Annotated in this window: 7 protein-coding genes; 3 read left to right on the top strand and 4 right to left on the bottom strand. The window is 62.1% G+C overall.

Annotation, left to right across the window (positions count from 1 at the left end):
* Nucleotides 1-16: 16 nt before the first annotated feature.
* Nucleotides 17-4,918, top strand: coding sequence for an AAA family ATPase (locus tag HNQ61_RS08025; RefSeq protein WP_170039712.1), 4,902 nt, complete (start codon nucleotides 17-19; stop codon nucleotides 4,916-4,918).
* 393 nt (nucleotides 4,919-5,311) lie between these two features.
* Here HNQ61_RS08025 and HNQ61_RS08020 read toward each other — a convergent pair whose 3' ends face one another.
* Nucleotides 5,312-5,554 carry a hypothetical protein gene (locus tag HNQ61_RS08020; protein WP_170039710.1) on the bottom strand — a complete coding sequence of 81 codons (243 nt, stop codon included), beginning with the start codon at nucleotides 5,552-5,554 and terminating at the stop codon, nucleotides 5,312-5,314.
* A 1,011-nt stretch (nucleotides 5,555-6,565) separates the two neighbouring features.
* Between HNQ61_RS08020 and HNQ61_RS08015 the strand changes: the two genes are divergently transcribed.
* The gene (locus tag HNQ61_RS08015; RefSeq protein WP_170039708.1) at nucleotides 6,566-11,797 is read left to right on the top strand and encodes an RHS repeat-associated core domain-containing protein; all 5,232 of its coding nucleotides are present in this window, start codon (nucleotides 6,566-6,568) and stop codon (nucleotides 11,795-11,797) included.
* A gap of 11 nt (nucleotides 11,798-11,808) precedes the next feature.
* Nucleotides 11,809-12,495: a DUF7003 family protein gene (locus HNQ61_RS08010; protein WP_170039706.1), complete on the top strand. Its 687-nt coding sequence runs from the start codon at nucleotides 11,809-11,811 to the stop codon at nucleotides 12,493-12,495.
* A gap of 220 nt (nucleotides 12,496-12,715) precedes the next feature.
* On the opposite strand, the gene HNQ61_RS08005 is transcribed toward HNQ61_RS08010, so the two are convergent.
* The 3 genes from HNQ61_RS08005 to HNQ61_RS07995 all read right to left on the bottom strand — a co-directional run bounded on the left by HNQ61_RS08005 (nucleotide 12,716) and on the right by HNQ61_RS07995 (nucleotide 15,375).
* Nucleotides 12,716-13,423, bottom strand: a complete 708-nt coding sequence (locus HNQ61_RS08005) for an N-6 DNA methylase (protein ID WP_170039705.1) — start codon at nucleotides 13,421-13,423, stop codon at nucleotides 12,716-12,718.
* 164 nt (nucleotides 13,424-13,587) lie between these two features.
* Complete coding sequence (locus tag HNQ61_RS08000; RefSeq protein ID WP_170039703.1) at nucleotides 13,588-13,857, bottom strand: hypothetical protein; 270 nt, start codon at nucleotides 13,855-13,857, stop codon at nucleotides 13,588-13,590.
* A gap of 255 nt (nucleotides 13,858-14,112) precedes the next feature.
* On the bottom strand, nucleotides 14,113-15,375 hold the full coding sequence (locus HNQ61_RS07995) for a hypothetical protein (RefSeq protein ID WP_170039701.1): 1,263 nt from the start codon (nucleotides 15,373-15,375) through the stop codon (nucleotides 14,113-14,115).
* Nucleotides 15,376-15,412: the final 37 nt, after the last annotated feature.

The raw sequence follows: 15,412 nt of genomic DNA, 5'->3' as shown, positions 1-15,412 counted from the left end.
TACTATGGTCAGGACTGTGCACGCAAACCGCTCTACGAATGCATCGCAGGGATCGGCTACCGAGCCCATCATCGCTCGTCCTCACTTCCTACGCACACTCGCAACACTTCTCGAAGGTGACATCGAGATCGTCGTCGTGGAGGGCCAGGAGGGGATCGGGAAGTCGACGTTATTACACCAGTTTCACAACGAACACCGCGATCGGACCGTTGCCGTCTACCTGACGGTCGCAAGTCGCTGGGCGTATGATCCTCAGCAGATCGCGAGTGATATTCACTCGCAGATTTCTGATCTCCTTCACGACGGGGGCGAACCGCCGGTCGCAGAGCAGGTGGACCAGGTAGCTCTCCAGAAGCTCTACGCTGCGCTGCGGAGAAAAGCCCGCAAGGACGGAATGCCCTTCTACTTTATCGTCGATGGTCTTGAAGACATACCGTCTACGGATGAGGGTAGCAGGACCTTGATCATCGACTTGCTACCATTTGGGATGGAGGGTTTCCGTTTTCTTCTCAGCGGACGTACGGCCGAAGAACTTCCCCTTCGTTCTGCCACGCGGAATCTCGTGAAGGGGTATCCCCTGAGCTCTTTCAGCAGTGACGAAGCGGCACGCTTCCTTGAAAGCTTCGAACTGACGCCAGCGCAACGTGAGGAAATCGTACGAGTAACTGGGGCTGTTCCAGGAAAGCTCGCCAGTATCCGTCGGCTGCTACTCACAGGTCAAACGCCGGAACAGTTGCTCGCGCAACTCCCGGAACAGCTTCCGGATCTATTTCGGCTGGAGTGGTCCACCGTCGATGATGCAGACCATGAGCAGGTTCTTCTGCTGGCGATCCTTGCACATGAGCCCCGGAGTTACTCTCGTGCAGAGTTGGCAGAGATTGCTCAACTTGCGACGTCGCACGTAGAGACAAAGCTTGAGGGACTTGGGTTTTTGAGCTGTGATTCGGAAGGATACTACCGGTTTGTTTCGGAAGCACACCGGCGTTTTGCGAGCACTCGTGTCCAACACCTCCGGCTGGAGGTCAACGAGTTGTTAATCGCGTTCTTCACTCGTGATCCTGAGAGCCCGCAAGCCCTGGCTCACCTTCCCACATATTTCACCAGCGCCGACCGGTTGATCGATCTGGTGCAATATCTTTCCCCGGAGCGCTTTGCGCGCCTGTATCGACAGACCACTTCACTGTCATCTGTCCAATCTCAGGCTGATCAGGGCATCAAGGCGGCACAGCAGCTCGGACGAGATGGGGATCTAGTCCGATTTACCTTCCAGAAAGCGGCGATCGTGGAGATCGCCTCATCCAGAACTGGTGTGGCCGAAGTTAGAGCGAGGACGGCCGTGGGAGATTACGACACAGCCTTGGCTCTGGCTGAAGCCGCGCAACGTCGAGATGTTCGCTTTCGACTACTCGCCGCAATCGCGCGTGCTCGCAAGGAGCAAGAGCTTCCTCCAGATCAAGACCTTCTAGACCGGATCAAGGTTTTGTATACAACGTTGGAAGACGACGCTACCGGAGAACAGGTTCTTGAAGCTGCCGGAGACTTGTTTCACGTCTCACCCGAGTTGGCGTTGGAGGTGGTTAGTAAGGCCCCAGGAAATGAGGGTGAGAACGCTCTTGACTGGGCACGAACGCGACTGTCTATCCAAGCCGAACTTACGGTGGGAGATCCAAGTGCAAAGAAGCAAGCCAGACAACTGCAGGATCAAATCAAAAACCCGGCTCTGAGACGGTTATCTATTCACGCCATTGCAGTGTTGGGTGACCTTCCAGCTCCTGATGTCATATCGGAAGCACAGCGAATCGAATCCACCGGGGACCGACTGTACCTGCTACAACACTGGATGACTGCGAACCGTCGGCGTCAAGACGCTGACCAAGTGCTTGAGTATGGGCTCACGGCTTCTATCCAGGCAACGGGATATACGGCCAATGCACGTGTCTACCGCGCACTAGCCCAATGTCTCCCCTACCTCGACTCGGCTACCCGAGTCTTAGAACTCGTTCAGTTGCTAGACGCGCAACGTGGCGTGTTGGAGAAGATCGGTCCGACTGAAGATCACATTCGGCTCCAGCTCATCTTGGCTCGGGCCATGGCTCGCCACGACCGTGCAAATGCCCATGAACGTTTACTTGCGGTCTACAATACTGTCTCGAAGATAGGGGATTTGGTTGTCCAGACCGCTTCTTTCGGGCGACTCGTGGCAACTCTTACTCTGATCGACCCGTCGAAAACGATGGACGAGACTTTGCACGAGCTGGTAGAGCAGGAGCTGCTGGTCGGCGTTGATACACTTCTGGGCGGTGCTGCTGAGCATTACGAGGTGTGTAAGGGAGTGATAAAAGCTCTAGCAATCGCGCAGCCCAACACTGCCTTGGCAGTGATCGCAAAGATCAACACAGAAGGGCGTAGGGACTCTGCCTACCGCGCGTTTGTCGAAGCTGCGATCTCGGCTCCTGCAACTGAGATTCCCATCTTTGAAGTTGGCTGGGCATTGGACCAGATTGTGGATCCAGACATCCGCGATGCTGCTCTACAATCGGCGACGCTACTTGGTCGGCCCCATTCCAAAGCCGATGTATCCGGGTTGATCCCCATAATCCGTCGAGCGCAAGCTATTCAGAAAACCGAAGAACGCGCACGAGTGTGCGCCGATCTCGCTGCATGGCTCGCGCCTTTGGGAGAGAAGGCAGAGCAGACTCGGAGGGATCTTCTTAGGTGGGTTCGCGAGGCTTGGAACGTAGTGGATGACAGTTGGGAAAAGCTCGACGTGGGCTTTGATATTGTGGCGGTGCTAGCGAACACAGATCAGGACGTGGCGCAAGAGTACATCACGGAAACGAACGACTTGCAGACCCGTCTCCTGCTGCACGATGCAGAAAGCACGACAGCAGCTTTGTTAGGCTTGCTTCTCGCCATCAGGGCTTTCGCAGGTCTTCTCGCCCACAACCTAGAGCAAGAGGATGACGTTGAGCGGCTTTTGAGAACAATCGCTGAGTTTGACTCGGTCGAAGATAAAGCCGTCCTGCTTTCCGAACTGGCAATACGATGCCACAGGGTGGGTCGTGAGGAACTGTGCGGCAAGATTGTTCAAGAGAGACTGATTCCCTTGCTCTACACGATTCCTCAGAGCAATGTGGCCGACCGTACGGCGGTAATAGTCGTCAGCGCGCCGGCTTTGTACCTAGGTTCGCGTGCTGCCGGGATGCATCTCATCAACTCGCTTCCAGAAATCGCCCGCGATGAAGCGCTGGGAAATACTGGATGGACAATCCTGAACAAACTTCCTCCGGGCGAATCTCTGATTCGCCGTCCACATCAGGGTGGTGAACTGACATTCGAGGATGCAAGCACGGTCGTCCAGATCATGGAAGAGATGATCGTTGATTGGCGGATGTACTCGCTTTTGGAGTCACTGGTTGAAGGTGCGCTCGCCAGCAAAACCGCAATGAAGCGTCCGCAGGTGGCCGAGCTCGTCCGTCGTCTTGAAGACTTGGTCAATGCTAAGGTCCCGACGACACGTAATATTCAACACGAGGGTTATCGCATCGCTGCGCGGGCACAGATCAATCAACTCAGGCCACCAGGCGAAGTACTGCTCGCAGACACCTTCGCTGCGGATGCGCGTCAGATCCCGAACACTGCTGATCGTGCCTATGTACTGGGCGCGGTTGTCGCTATCGGCAGGTTCAGATCAGACTCGGACCGGCGCGCACTTCTGACCGAGGCGCGTCAAACCGCAGACGCGATCCCGACGATGGTGGATCGACTCGGCAGGTATGAGGTGATCGCATTACTGGTTTTCGACAAAGAGCCAAACGTCGCGCGGGACATGTTTCGGACTGCGTTGGAGATATCATTTCGGGGTGAGGGAAAATCTGTTGAGGAGCGTCGCCGTTCGCTTATCAACGCTGCACACCGGATGGATCCTGAGTTTGCGGCAGGCCTCGCGTCTGTAAGCGACGATGATCCAGCTAAGGTTTCGATGGAGAATCAACTGCGTGTGTATCGCCTCTCAGATGCGATGGCGACCCGAAAGGGAACGAGGTCGGATACCGTTGAGGGTAGCGCGCTGGAATACTCCCGGGCCGCATGGCGGAAACTCGGTAGCCTTAACGCGCGACGCATCTCACCCGTGTCTCCTGACCGCGCCCTCCCGCTTCTGCAATACGCGGCGGCTCAGCCAGTTTCAGCGTCTTACCCGATTTTCGCTTGGTTCATCGAGAATGCGGTGCAGTACAACACTCAGAACCCTGCAACAACGCGCCGATACGTACTCCCGCTTTTCGAAGCTTGTCTCCGTGGCGCCGAACTGGCCGTTTTGTCGGGTCAGCGTAGCGTTGGGTCCGGCTTGCAACGACTCCCCTTCGTGTCGACAAAGGATGATCATGCTGAGTCGAAGTTGATAGGAGAAGGAGAGCGAGAGGAGGGGCTCGCCATGATCCGTGAATGGCTTGCAACTCAGGGTGGTCGCACGATCTATGTGGTGGATCCATACTTCTTGCCGAAGGACGTTCATCTTCTGACGCTCGTGAGAGATGTATCTGAGGATGCGCGTGTGTTCGTCATTACAGATGCTAAGTCGAAGAAGGGGCTGACTGACCCAGAGCAGGGGTACCGAGCGGCATGGAACCGTTTGCGGCAGGATGATCCTCCTGACACGACCATCATCTTCATTACCAGCAGAGGCGCTAACCCAGAGTTTCCGGTGCACGATCGGTGGTGGTTGTCGGAGGATGGAGGTGTAGAACTCGGAACATCGTACGGTGGTCTAGGCAACCGACTATCCCGTTTGAAGCGGCTGGAAAAAGATGAAGCAGATGTGATTCTGCAGCGCGTGGAGCCTTATTTCCGGCAGTCGCAGCGGGAGCACAAAGGCGAACGGCTGGTTTACTCATCCTTCGACTTGGGTCCGGTATGAGCCTAGAAGCCTGTTGATTTAATCGCGCGCCGGTCCATCGGGGCGAACTGTGGGCCTCCAGCGACCCATTTGAGGGTTCTGGATGGCGTAAACGCCACAAAACAGCCGTGAATCGACCGTGGGACGGGCCCTTGCCCGCAGCCGGATGATTTCTTCAACAGCCTTCTAGTGGGGTACTGCAGTTCTCGTCCTCATGAAAACGTTGAAGAACAGGACGGTACCCATTCTTGCACGCAGTGGTGGGATCGCAGAGAGAGGGATTGATCAAAGGTTGGGCGAGAGTGCCGGTCGACCGGCCCACTTGCCCAACGTGCACAGCCCCTGACACGTTCGGCATGCGTGCAGTGGACGAGCGGGTGCTCTATCTCATTCTCTAACCCCGTTCAGCCGGATTCACAGCAATCGCACCCGCGGGTCCCCCGACTTCAGCAGCACGGCGAGTTCAGACGAACTGGGCGGCCGCATGGGGGGCTCTTGCTCAAGTTCCAGCAGGATCATCTCCAACATGATCGCCGCGATTCGCGGCCGGAGTTCTTCAATACGGGCATTCAGCTTCGCGGCGTGGCTGGACAGAGTCTGCCGTCCGGCTAGGCGAAACAGGACTTCGATTTCCGGCGGTACGGGGATGCTGTCCATGCCCCGATGTACCGGCCGGTGGTGGCCGTGCAGAAAAGCCGACGACTCTCCGGACAGCGTGCGCTGCTCATCACCGGGGTGCGCTTCTCTCGCCAGCAATCCCTCTTCTGCGGCAGTTCCTCAAGGCGCGGAAGGTATCCCGCGGGAAACGCCATCATGCGCTACGAACCATGACTTCACGAGCGATGGAACGTGCGGGTTCGTAAGCCTGCGCTGTTCCCGGCATTCGCGGCCTCTATGGTTCCCGATGGACATCGGCTGTGTCATCGACAGATTGGTGGGAGTCTTGGGATCGAGGAAGGTTGGGCAAAGCGGAGTGCTCTCTATCGTGTCTGATACCCCATCCTTCGGGATCGCTGGACTACCCGGCGGCCCGGTTCATTTCCATACGCCGGGTCCGAAACCTTCTTCAGCAACCGGTAGATGCTGGGGCGAAACGCCAAGTTGCCTTCCGCTCCGAACATAGCAGTGGGACTTGGAGACTTGGTTGAGCGTGTCAGCCCGGATGGGATACCGCCGGGAGCACGCCATCCGGCCTTTCAGCAGGTTTCAGCCTGCCCAGCCACTTCCAGTGGCCAAACAACCAACCGGCTCTAGCCGGTGGTCGTTTAGTCGCTCCAGTCCCAGATCTGAGTCTCCGAATCGGTCCGCCACCCGTCTGCATCATTCCTCTTCCGTCGCAATCTGTCCATTTTTCCACGCGGTGGCGGAGAGCGCTAGTGCACTGACAAACAGTTGCTGCCGGGACGGCCGCATCTACGCGGATACCGCATTGGCTGCCGCGCTGTAAATCATTGCAGCCCATGGTTTTTGTAGGGTTAGTCCGCGTGGCGCACGGACGATCCTCTGCGGAGGCCGCTGGACAGGATTCTCTTTTGGGAGCATTTTGTAGAAGCCGCTCCGCTGCCTTAGCGGAGTCAAAAGTGGACGCCAGAGCCATCCCCAGCTCCCATTCGTCGACTTTGCGGCGCGCTCCCTCAGGTTCCGTTTCCCTCCGCTTTCGTACGTTGCATGCCGATCCGCTCTTTCCACGCCGGACGCCTGATCGCGGCGTTCATCGCGCTGTTCGCGAGCCTCCTGCTGTTCGCGCCCCAGGCGCGTGCCCAGTCGTGCACCACGCTGGAAGACTGCCCCACCACAGGCCAAGCGCCCTTCATCAGCGTTCAGCCCATCAGCGGAACGTACACACAGCCCACGGTGCCGGTCAGCATCACGGTGACGGTGGCGACCGGAGACTCGGCCAATGCCACCGTGATGTGGAGGGATACCAGCGTCACGTCCGCCTTCCAGGTCCGCCGGTCCACGACGGGTCCACAACGGCGGCTGTACCTGACCGGCAACGTGAGCCTGAGCGGAGGGACGGATACGCTGGTCGTCTCTGCCTGCGGCAGTTTCCAGAACTGCAGCTCGCGGACAGTCACCTACAAGCTCGGCTCGCCGGGGGTGCGGGTGACGCCGAACGGCGCGTGGGCGCAGGTGGCCTCTGGCGCGGCGGGGACGTACGCGATGTGGGTGCGCAACACGGGCGCGCTGCCCGCCACCTTCTCGCTCCTGGGCTCCTGCCGCGACGCGCAGGGCACGTTCCTGAGCGGCTGCGGCGCGCCATCCGTCTCCACGCTGACGCTGGCGGCCGGTGACTCCGCGTCCGTAGGGCTCAGCTTTCCCGCCCTGTCCGCCGGACAGGAGATCACGCTGCGGCTCTCCGCCCGCAGCACGGCGAACGCCGCGATCGAGGACGCGGGGTGGGCGGAGCTGGAAGGGGTAGGCACCGGCACCGCGCCCGCGGCGATGACGGTCACCCTGGTGGACCTCAACTCCAGCGCCACCATCGCCCGCGACCAGTGCGTCACGGTGGCGATTGCCCCCGGCGCGGCGATGGAGTGCGGCGACCTGCGGCTGGCGCACGGGCTTCCCGCGGTGCAGCTGCTGGGGCGCACCCACGCGCCGTCGCTCCTGTACAGCAGCGCACACGTGTCGGGAACGGCGCGTGTGTACGCGGACGTGCGACTCCCCGTGGGCTCCACGGTGCCCACCACGGTGGAGGTGAAGGTCTTCAAGCCCAACGGCTCCTTCTACCGGACGGTGTACCCGGGGAGCCAGTGGGGATCCGGCACCGCGCGGCGAATCTCCATCGTGATGGACACGCTGGCGTCGCTGACCGGGGTGTATCCGTACACGATGCAGGTCACCGCGCACTACACGGGCGTGTCGTATCCCGTGGCCGTGGCGGGCGAGGTGGCGGTGGTGAACCGCGCGTTGAGCCAGTTCGGTCCGGGGTGGTGGCTGGCCGGGATGGAGCAGGTGGTGACCGTGTCGGGGAACCGCCTGCTGCGAGTGGGCGGTGACGGGAGCACGCGCATCTACAGCCCGGTGTCCACGGGCGTGTGGGTGGCCGCCCGGGTGGACCGCGCCGACACGATGTGGGCCAGGCCCGGCGGCGGGTACCAGCGCCGGACTCCCCAGGGCGCGGTGGTGAGCTTCGGTCCGCAGGGAGAGCACCTGTCGACGGCGAACCGCCTGAACCAGCACACCCGCTTCGTCCGCGACATCAGCAACGGGCCGCTGAACTGGCTGGAGGTGCCGCGGCAGACGGGTGCCACGGGCGCCAGTCTGCACTACCGCTTCGTGCTGAACGCGGCCGGGATGGTGGCGGCGGTGGAGGCGCCGGACCTGAACGACGTCCGTGGCCGCGTGGTGACGCTGGGACGCGACGCGCTGAACCGCGTCACCTCGATCACCGATCCGGACAGCGTGGCGGTCTCCTTCGGCTACGACGGCCTGTATGCGACCTCGCGCACGGACCGGCGCGGGGTGCAGTCGGTGTTCACCTACGGGCCGGGGCGGACGGTCGCCTCGTCCCGGGTGTGGCTGGGGCCGCTGGTGGGCGACAGCATCATCAACCGGTTCGAGCCGGTGGAGGGGCGCGGCATTGCGGCTGCCCTGCCGCTATCGCGCACGCACACGCTGCTGGACGGGCCGCGGACGGACGTGGGGGACACGACGCTGATCTGGGTGGGACGCTTCGGCGCGCCGCGCCGCATCCGCGAGGCGCTGGGTGGCGAGACGCTGCTGCTGCGTGGGGACGCGAGTTTTCCGGCCTTGGTGACGGAGGTCCGCAGGCCCAACGCGAACGGCGCGCCGGTGGCCCGCCAGTCGGCCACCTACGACACGCACGGGCGGCTGCAGAGCAGCACGGCGCTGAACCCGCTGGGCGACGGGTACAGCCCGGTCACGACCTACACGTACGACGACAAGTGGAACGGGGTGACGTCCATCACCGCGCCGGGCCAGGGCGTGGTGACGATGGCGTACGATACCATCAACGGAAACCGGCTCTGGGAGCAGGTGGGCGACGCCACGCGGCGGGTGAGCTACCGCTACACCGCGGATGGTCAACTCCGAGCGGTGGAGTCGCCGATGGTGAACGGGGTGGCGCGGGTGGACTCGGTGGCCTACGACGGCTGGGGCCTGCTGCGGGCCAGCATCAGCCCGCTGGGCTTCCACACAATGCACTACGCTGACGCGGTGGGCCGCGACACGCTGGTCATCACGCCCGTCACCCCCGGGGACACCACCGAGGCGGCGGTGCGGACCAACGGCGCCCGCAGCCGCACCGGCTACGACGTGATGAACCGGGTTCGGTGGACCCAGAGCGTCGGGCCCGCGATGGTGCAGGCGCCCGATCCCAACATGCCCGGCGCCATCGATCCCGCCGACACACCGCAGGAGATCGTCACGGTCGCGAACGGCTACGACGCGCGGGGCGACCTCCGGAGCGTGGAGCGACAGAGCCTGCCGGACCCTGCGAACGTAGGATCGCTGATTACGACCTTCGACTACGACAACGTGGGCCGGAAGGTGCGCGAAACCAACGGCCCGGGTGACTACCGCACCACGGCCTATGACCAGGCTGGCAATGTAATCGGCACCACCGCTCGCGGGTTCGCCGAAGTACGGATGGAGTACGACGCGCTGGGTCGGCTGGTGCGCCGGACCGTGCCTGGGCACAGCTACGCCCAGGGCTGCCCTCCGGGGTGGGCGTCCTGTGCGAACCACCCGTTCCCCTACTACCCCACTGGCGCGAACGGCGCGCTCGTCATTCCCGGCGAGGTGTTCACCTTCGGGTATGACGCGGCGGGGAATCAGGTGTGGGCGGAGAACCTGGATTCGCGGGTGGAGCGCAGCTACTACAACAACGGTGCGCTGCGGACGGACACCACCCGGCTGCGCGGCTATTCCGACCTGGGCTTCAACACGCACGTCTACGGGCTGGAATACACGTACGACATCGCTGGCCGGACCGCGCGGCTGCGGCACCCGTTCAACCTGTCGGGTACGGCGCAGGCGGACAGCTTCGCATACGATCCGGTCACGGGCGAGATGACGTACGCGCGCAGTCGGCAGGGGCACGTGTACGGTTTCTCGTACGACAAACAGGGCCGACAGACCGGGATGGCGTACCCGGGCGGCGGTGGGGAGCGGACCACGTACGACGTCGAAGGGCGGCGGCTCACGCGCACGGACTCGCTTTCCAACGGCGCGGTCTTGGAGTACGACACGTTTCAGTATGACGCGCGCGGGAAGCAGATCTACGTGCAGGGCGGGGTCGCGGGCGGGGCGAGCACGTTCCGCAACTGGTACTCGGGGTCGGGCAACCTGGTGGCGACGGACTGGGGCAACGTGCTGGACAACGGGCGCAACACCGAGCTGTTCACGGTGGATGCCATGGGCAACCAGATGGACCGCACGACCATCAACGGCGGGCTGATCAACCCGAGGTTCCGGACCACCTACACCCCGGCGGGCGGACGCGTGGCCAGCATCGGCCGCGTGCTTCCGGCCACGCCCAGTGCCGAGGAGCTGCCGGACAGCACGTACCGGACGTACGATGCGGCGGGGAACGTGGAGTGGGCGGTACACATGGGATGGGGCTCGTACTACGGGGGCGCCATTGACGTGACCTCCGTTACCAGCACGCGCAACTACTACGGAGCGGACGGGCTGCTGCGGGTGGTGCAGACCCGCGACGAGTCCAGCACCGGAAGCAGCTGGACGTACGGAGGACTGTTTTCGGAGTACCGCTACGACGCGCTGGGCCGCCGCATTCTGGAGCGTACGCGGCGGGACAACACGCGCGAGCACCCCATGTGTGTGCCCAGGGCGGGTGAGCCGTGCATCAGCACCATCACGCGCTTCGTGTGGGCGGGCGACCAGCTGCTGTGGGAACTGCGCGCCCCTGGGCAGGCGGGGACCGGGATCGATCTAGAGGCGACGACCGGGACGGGCGACTGGTACGGCCGCGTGAGCTACTTCCACGGGGGCGGCGTCGACAAGCCGCTGCTGATCACCAAGGAGAACGCAGGGAGCCTGGTGCCGCGGGACACGTGGCGCGGGCAGTTTCATGCGGGCACCTCGCCCGTGACGGGCATGCGCGGTGACTGCACGGGCGCGAGCCCCACAGGGTGCATCTGGGCGCCGTGGCCGGGCTGGCGGACGACCGCGAGCCACGCACTCACGGGTTCAGGGCCGGATGTGCAGGCGTGGTTCGGCGGGTTGGTGGACGGGATGCGTGACGCGAGTGGCCAGATGTACATGCGCAACCGCTACTACGACCCGGCCACTGGCCAGTTTACCCAGACGGACCCCATCGGCCTTGCGGGCGGTCTGAACAGCTACGGGTTCGCTGCCGGAGACCCGGTATCGTACTCGGACCCGTATGGATTGGCGGCGAGTTGTGAGCCCTTCTGCACGGCCTTGGATGTGGCACTGCTTGTGGCCGACGTGAACGACATCCGGGAGAACGGGCTGAATCTGGGCAACGGCACCGGGGTCATCCTGGGTCTGATCAGTACGGCAACGCCACTCGTTACGGGGTTGGGGGCGGCGGATGATGTTGTACGCGGTGGTGTGCGAGCCGCGACCCACAGCGACGACGCTGCCAGAGCAACGAGTACTGTATCCAGAAATGCTGTACCGAAGAGCATACCCGCAACGGGGCCGAGAGTCACCGGGGAGCAGAGCGCGCGGATTCAGGAAATGGGGCGTGCGCATGGCTGCCACAACTGCGGCGCGAGACAGCCAGGTGGGAACGGAACGTGGGTCGGAGATCATCAAGTTCCGACAGGTATGAATCCAGCCGGGAGGCCGCAGACCCTTCAACCGCACTGTAACCCATGTAGCCGTAGCCAAGGCGGATGGGTGACGGGTATGTTGAGGTGGGCGAAGAAGCTTGGAGAACCATGAGAACAACGCCGATGGACCTGCTGAAAGAACTGGACACCAAGGCTGAGACCTTTGAGTTCCCGGTCTTGGATAATGCGAACTGGGACTACGGCGGAGGACGGATCCGTGGCTTCAGGGCAGGTGACAAGGTAGCGCTTGTCTTCGAGTTGATGGTGTTCCTGCCAGGCTCGCTGCAGTTCCTCGTCGACATCTACGCATTCGGAGACCTGCTCCAGAGGGATGGGGGTTATTCCGGATCTTGGACGTTGTTCTCAGAACTCGCAGAGCATCCGCTGTGGGACGGTGAAGGAGAGTGGATTTCCGGGGCGTCCAATATGGTGGTGGCGCTGAACGAGGCTCAGGTGGTTGAAGCGGCAGCCCCCGGGACTTCATGGACCCGTCCTGGCGCCATTCAGGTGAGGCTGTCCGCGGGAGATGAACGCGCAGAGGGAGATCTCATCGCGGCGCTCGCGCGCGAACTGGGAATGCGAGTTCTCGTACCAGACGAGACACTGTTCGAGCATGTACCTGAACTCGTTGCGACGGACGAGGTCGCGCGACTCAGTTGCTGGGATCATCCGGACGTTGCAGAAGGAGAGCTGCCCTCGGCGTCACGATCGCTTCAGGCGTTGGTGTCGTTTCTCCTCAACAAGACAACTCGGCTCGAGCACGACCACGAGGGGGATAACTCCGACCGGCGCTCGTGGTCGGCCGAATAGTCCGGAACGGCGCGCGAGTTTGCGAATGTGCAGGATCAGCGCGGGATGAACGATGCTCTGCGGAACTTCGTGGGCAAGGGCGGAGGAAGATTACCTCGAAGGTGGGAAGCTGCCGCCCGCGCGAGGACTTACCGTTGAATGATGAAGGGATCCTGGGCGACTGCCCGGGATCTCTTTGCGTAGGTCAACGTTTCTGCGACGCAGAATGCTGTCCACCGTGTCACTCCCCGGAGCAGAGTCGGCGGGCAGCCAGGCGGAGGTCCCACATGCCCAGTTCGTGTGCCACGGTAGGCCAGATCGAAGTGACATCCCCACCCAGACTGTTCCCGACGATGACACGTCCGGGAATCCCCAGCAGGCACAGCTGGATGTAGGCCATGTGGGCGGCCGTGGGATCCACATCTACGCCGGTCACGTGCAGGTGGTCGCGGGGATCGAGCCCCGCCGCGCGCACCACCGCGGCTGCGGCAATCAGCATTACTCCAGCACCTACGGCCGGGTCCTGCACGGTCACGAAGTGCGTCCTCTGTACCCTCTCCCGCAGCTCCTCCGCGCTCCCCAAAGCGAACTGGGCCATCATGATCGCCACGGTAGGTGGCGTGAAGAACTGTCCCTTCCAATGGTTGGACAGTTCCATCTGCATGAACTGCTGCCCGAGGAAGTCGTTTCCCGGATCGCTTTCCAGCGCCTCCATGACGCATTCCACCATCGCCTGGAAGCCCGCGCGCTCTATCTCGGTGTAGCGCTCCAGGATTTCGGCGCGCCGGTCTGCGATTTCATGATCCCGGCGGACGATTGCAACCAATGTCAGCGCAGTGGCTTCTGCCCAGTCCGAGAACACGCGCCAATACTGGTGCTTACCGGCGCAGAGTTGGTGGATCGTGTCCCTGAACCGCTTGCCCGGATCCGGCTTGCCAGTGCTGCCCATACATCCCCCCGTGCAGGTGTATGGGCACCGTACCTGGTCGCTCCTGTGGGTAGCGGAATCCCGCGGTGACATCCAGAAAGGCGGAACACCCCAGACGGAGGGGTAGCTCCACCCCAGATTGCAGGCTCAGCCGGACTCCCAGTCCGGGCCCGCCGAAAATGTCTTCACCCTGCGGGCCGGGCTTCCACCGAAGTCCGCGTTCCCGCCGCCACTTCTGCGACCGCCGCAAGGGTGAGCTGGAACCACAACTCTTCGCCTTGCGGTGAGTAGTAGCTGAAGGTAAACCCGTCCTCCACGCCCTCATATCCGCCATGGACACTATCAGTCTGAAACCAGTCGCTGGCAGCCATCTCGTTCCACTCCTCGTCCGTCTTTCCCTCATCCAGGATCTCACGGCAGATGCCCCGCAGGTCGTCGTTGACGGGCAGTTCCATGGGCGCACGCTCCTTAGCGGGAGGGTATAATCAAAGTTGATCGAAGTGAGCGGGACGGTCATCTACCCCTTCGGCGGAGGCCGCGCTCTATCTGAGTTTCTGCTACCCACGCAGATTTTGCGGTTTTAGCGTTTCGACGGCACGCCGCCAGTCGAGCGGGCAGACGGGGGAGCAGTGGGTGACGATCGGGTCCGCCCGAGGTGAGGACCCGTCCTGACTCCGGATTCCCACCCGAGATCCGGAGTCATCTAGTTCTTACTTCCGGCGGATGTTCATCGCGTTGAGCTCGCCATGGAACGGGTCGTAGCCGGGACACGCAGTCGAGTTGGTTCTACTGGCGAGCACGTATCCGCTGGGAATCGCTTGGTAAGCGTATCCTAACAGGAACGGCCATCCCTTGCAGATGGTCATGGGGGACGTGGGCGTACGGATCACAAACGCGTTGGGATTGCCGCCGCCGGGATAGTAGTTCGGGCATGCTACTGTGGTCGTCATCCCCGTCACAACGTATCCGGGTGGGATTCGCTGCTCCGCGTAGCCGAGCACGATAGGCCATCCGGAGCAGATGGTCATCGGAGATGAGGGCGTGCGAAGGGTCAGCGCATTAAAGTCGCCACTTCCAGGCCGATAGTTGTAGCAGGACTTGATGCTTGATGTGCTGACAACGACATACCCCTCGGGAATCGCGCGTTGAGGTTCCGCAACGCCAGTTGGAATAGGCCACGTTCCGCAGATCGTGATGGGAGACGTGAGCGTCCGGATTTCCAGGGCGTTGGCCTTGCCACCGCCGGGATAGTAGTTCGGGCATGCCACTGTGGTCGCTATCCCCGTCACAACGTATCCGGATGGGATTCGCTGCTCAGCGTAACCAAGAACGATAGGCCACCCGGCGCAGATGGTCATCGGAGATGAGGGCGTACGAAGAGTCAGCGCGTTGAAGTCCCCACCTCCTGACCTGTAGTTGTAGCAGGATTTGGAGTGCGACATGCTGACAACGACATACCCCACAGGGATCGCGCGCTGGGGTTCCGCGATGCCGCGAGCGATAGGCCACGCCCCGCAGATGGTGATTGGCGAAGCGAGAGTTTGGATGGTGAGCGCGTTCGTATAGCCATTCGCGCGCGCGTAGCTGTTACGGTCTGGACAGGCGGCCGTGCTCGTCGAGGCGACTACTACGTAGCCGAGCGGCGGGAACTGGTCTACGTCTCCACCGGGGGTTGGCCACCCGGCGCAGATCGTCAGCCCCGATGTCGGCTTGCGGACAGTGACTGAGTTGATCTGCCCTGCCACGCTTCCGTAGCTTGAGTATCCCGGACAGGAGGGTGAAAGGGTCGCGGAGATCACCACATACCCCGACGGGACTGCTCGATTGGTGCAGATCGACGACTCTCCAGCGTTGGCGAAAACGGGCAGTTCAGTTTCCACAGATGCTGTGGAGTCCGACCGTGTGGGCAGCGAATCGCATCCGGAAGCCGACAGAATGCCGATGACCGCGAGTGCGTGCTTGGGAGATCTCATTGTCACTCCATTCGCGATAGGAAGAAGTCGTAACTGC

Origin of the sequence: Longimicrobium terrae (assembly GCF_014202995.1) — a bacterium.
GTDB lineage: Bacteria > Gemmatimonadota > Gemmatimonadetes > Longimicrobiales > Longimicrobiaceae > Longimicrobium > Longimicrobium terrae.
Note: the sequence above shows the minus strand (reverse complement) of the source record. Positions and strands in the feature narration are given on the sequence as shown.

Coding starts and splice junctions, on each gene's coding strand:
- HNQ61_RS08005 (WP_170039705.1), bottom strand. CDS start 13,423: ATGGGCAGCACTGGCAAGCCGGATCCGGGCAAGCGGTTCAGGGACACG.
- HNQ61_RS08010 (WP_170039706.1), top strand. CDS start 11,809: ATGGACCTGCTGAAAGAACTGGACACCAAGGCTGAGACCTTTGAGTTC.
- HNQ61_RS08000 (WP_170039703.1), bottom strand. CDS start 13,857: ATGGAACTGCCCGTCAACGACGACCTGCGGGGCATCTGCCGTGAGATC.
- HNQ61_RS08015 (WP_170039708.1), top strand. CDS start 6,566: ATGCCGATCCGCTCTTTCCACGCCGGACGCCTGATCGCGGCGTTCATC.
- HNQ61_RS08020 (WP_170039710.1), bottom strand. CDS start 5,554: ATGGACAGCATCCCCGTACCGCCGGAAATCGAAGTCCTGTTTCGCCTA.
- HNQ61_RS07995 (WP_170039701.1), bottom strand. CDS start 15,375: ATGAGATCTCCCAAGCACGCACTCGCGGTCATCGGCATTCTGTCGGCT.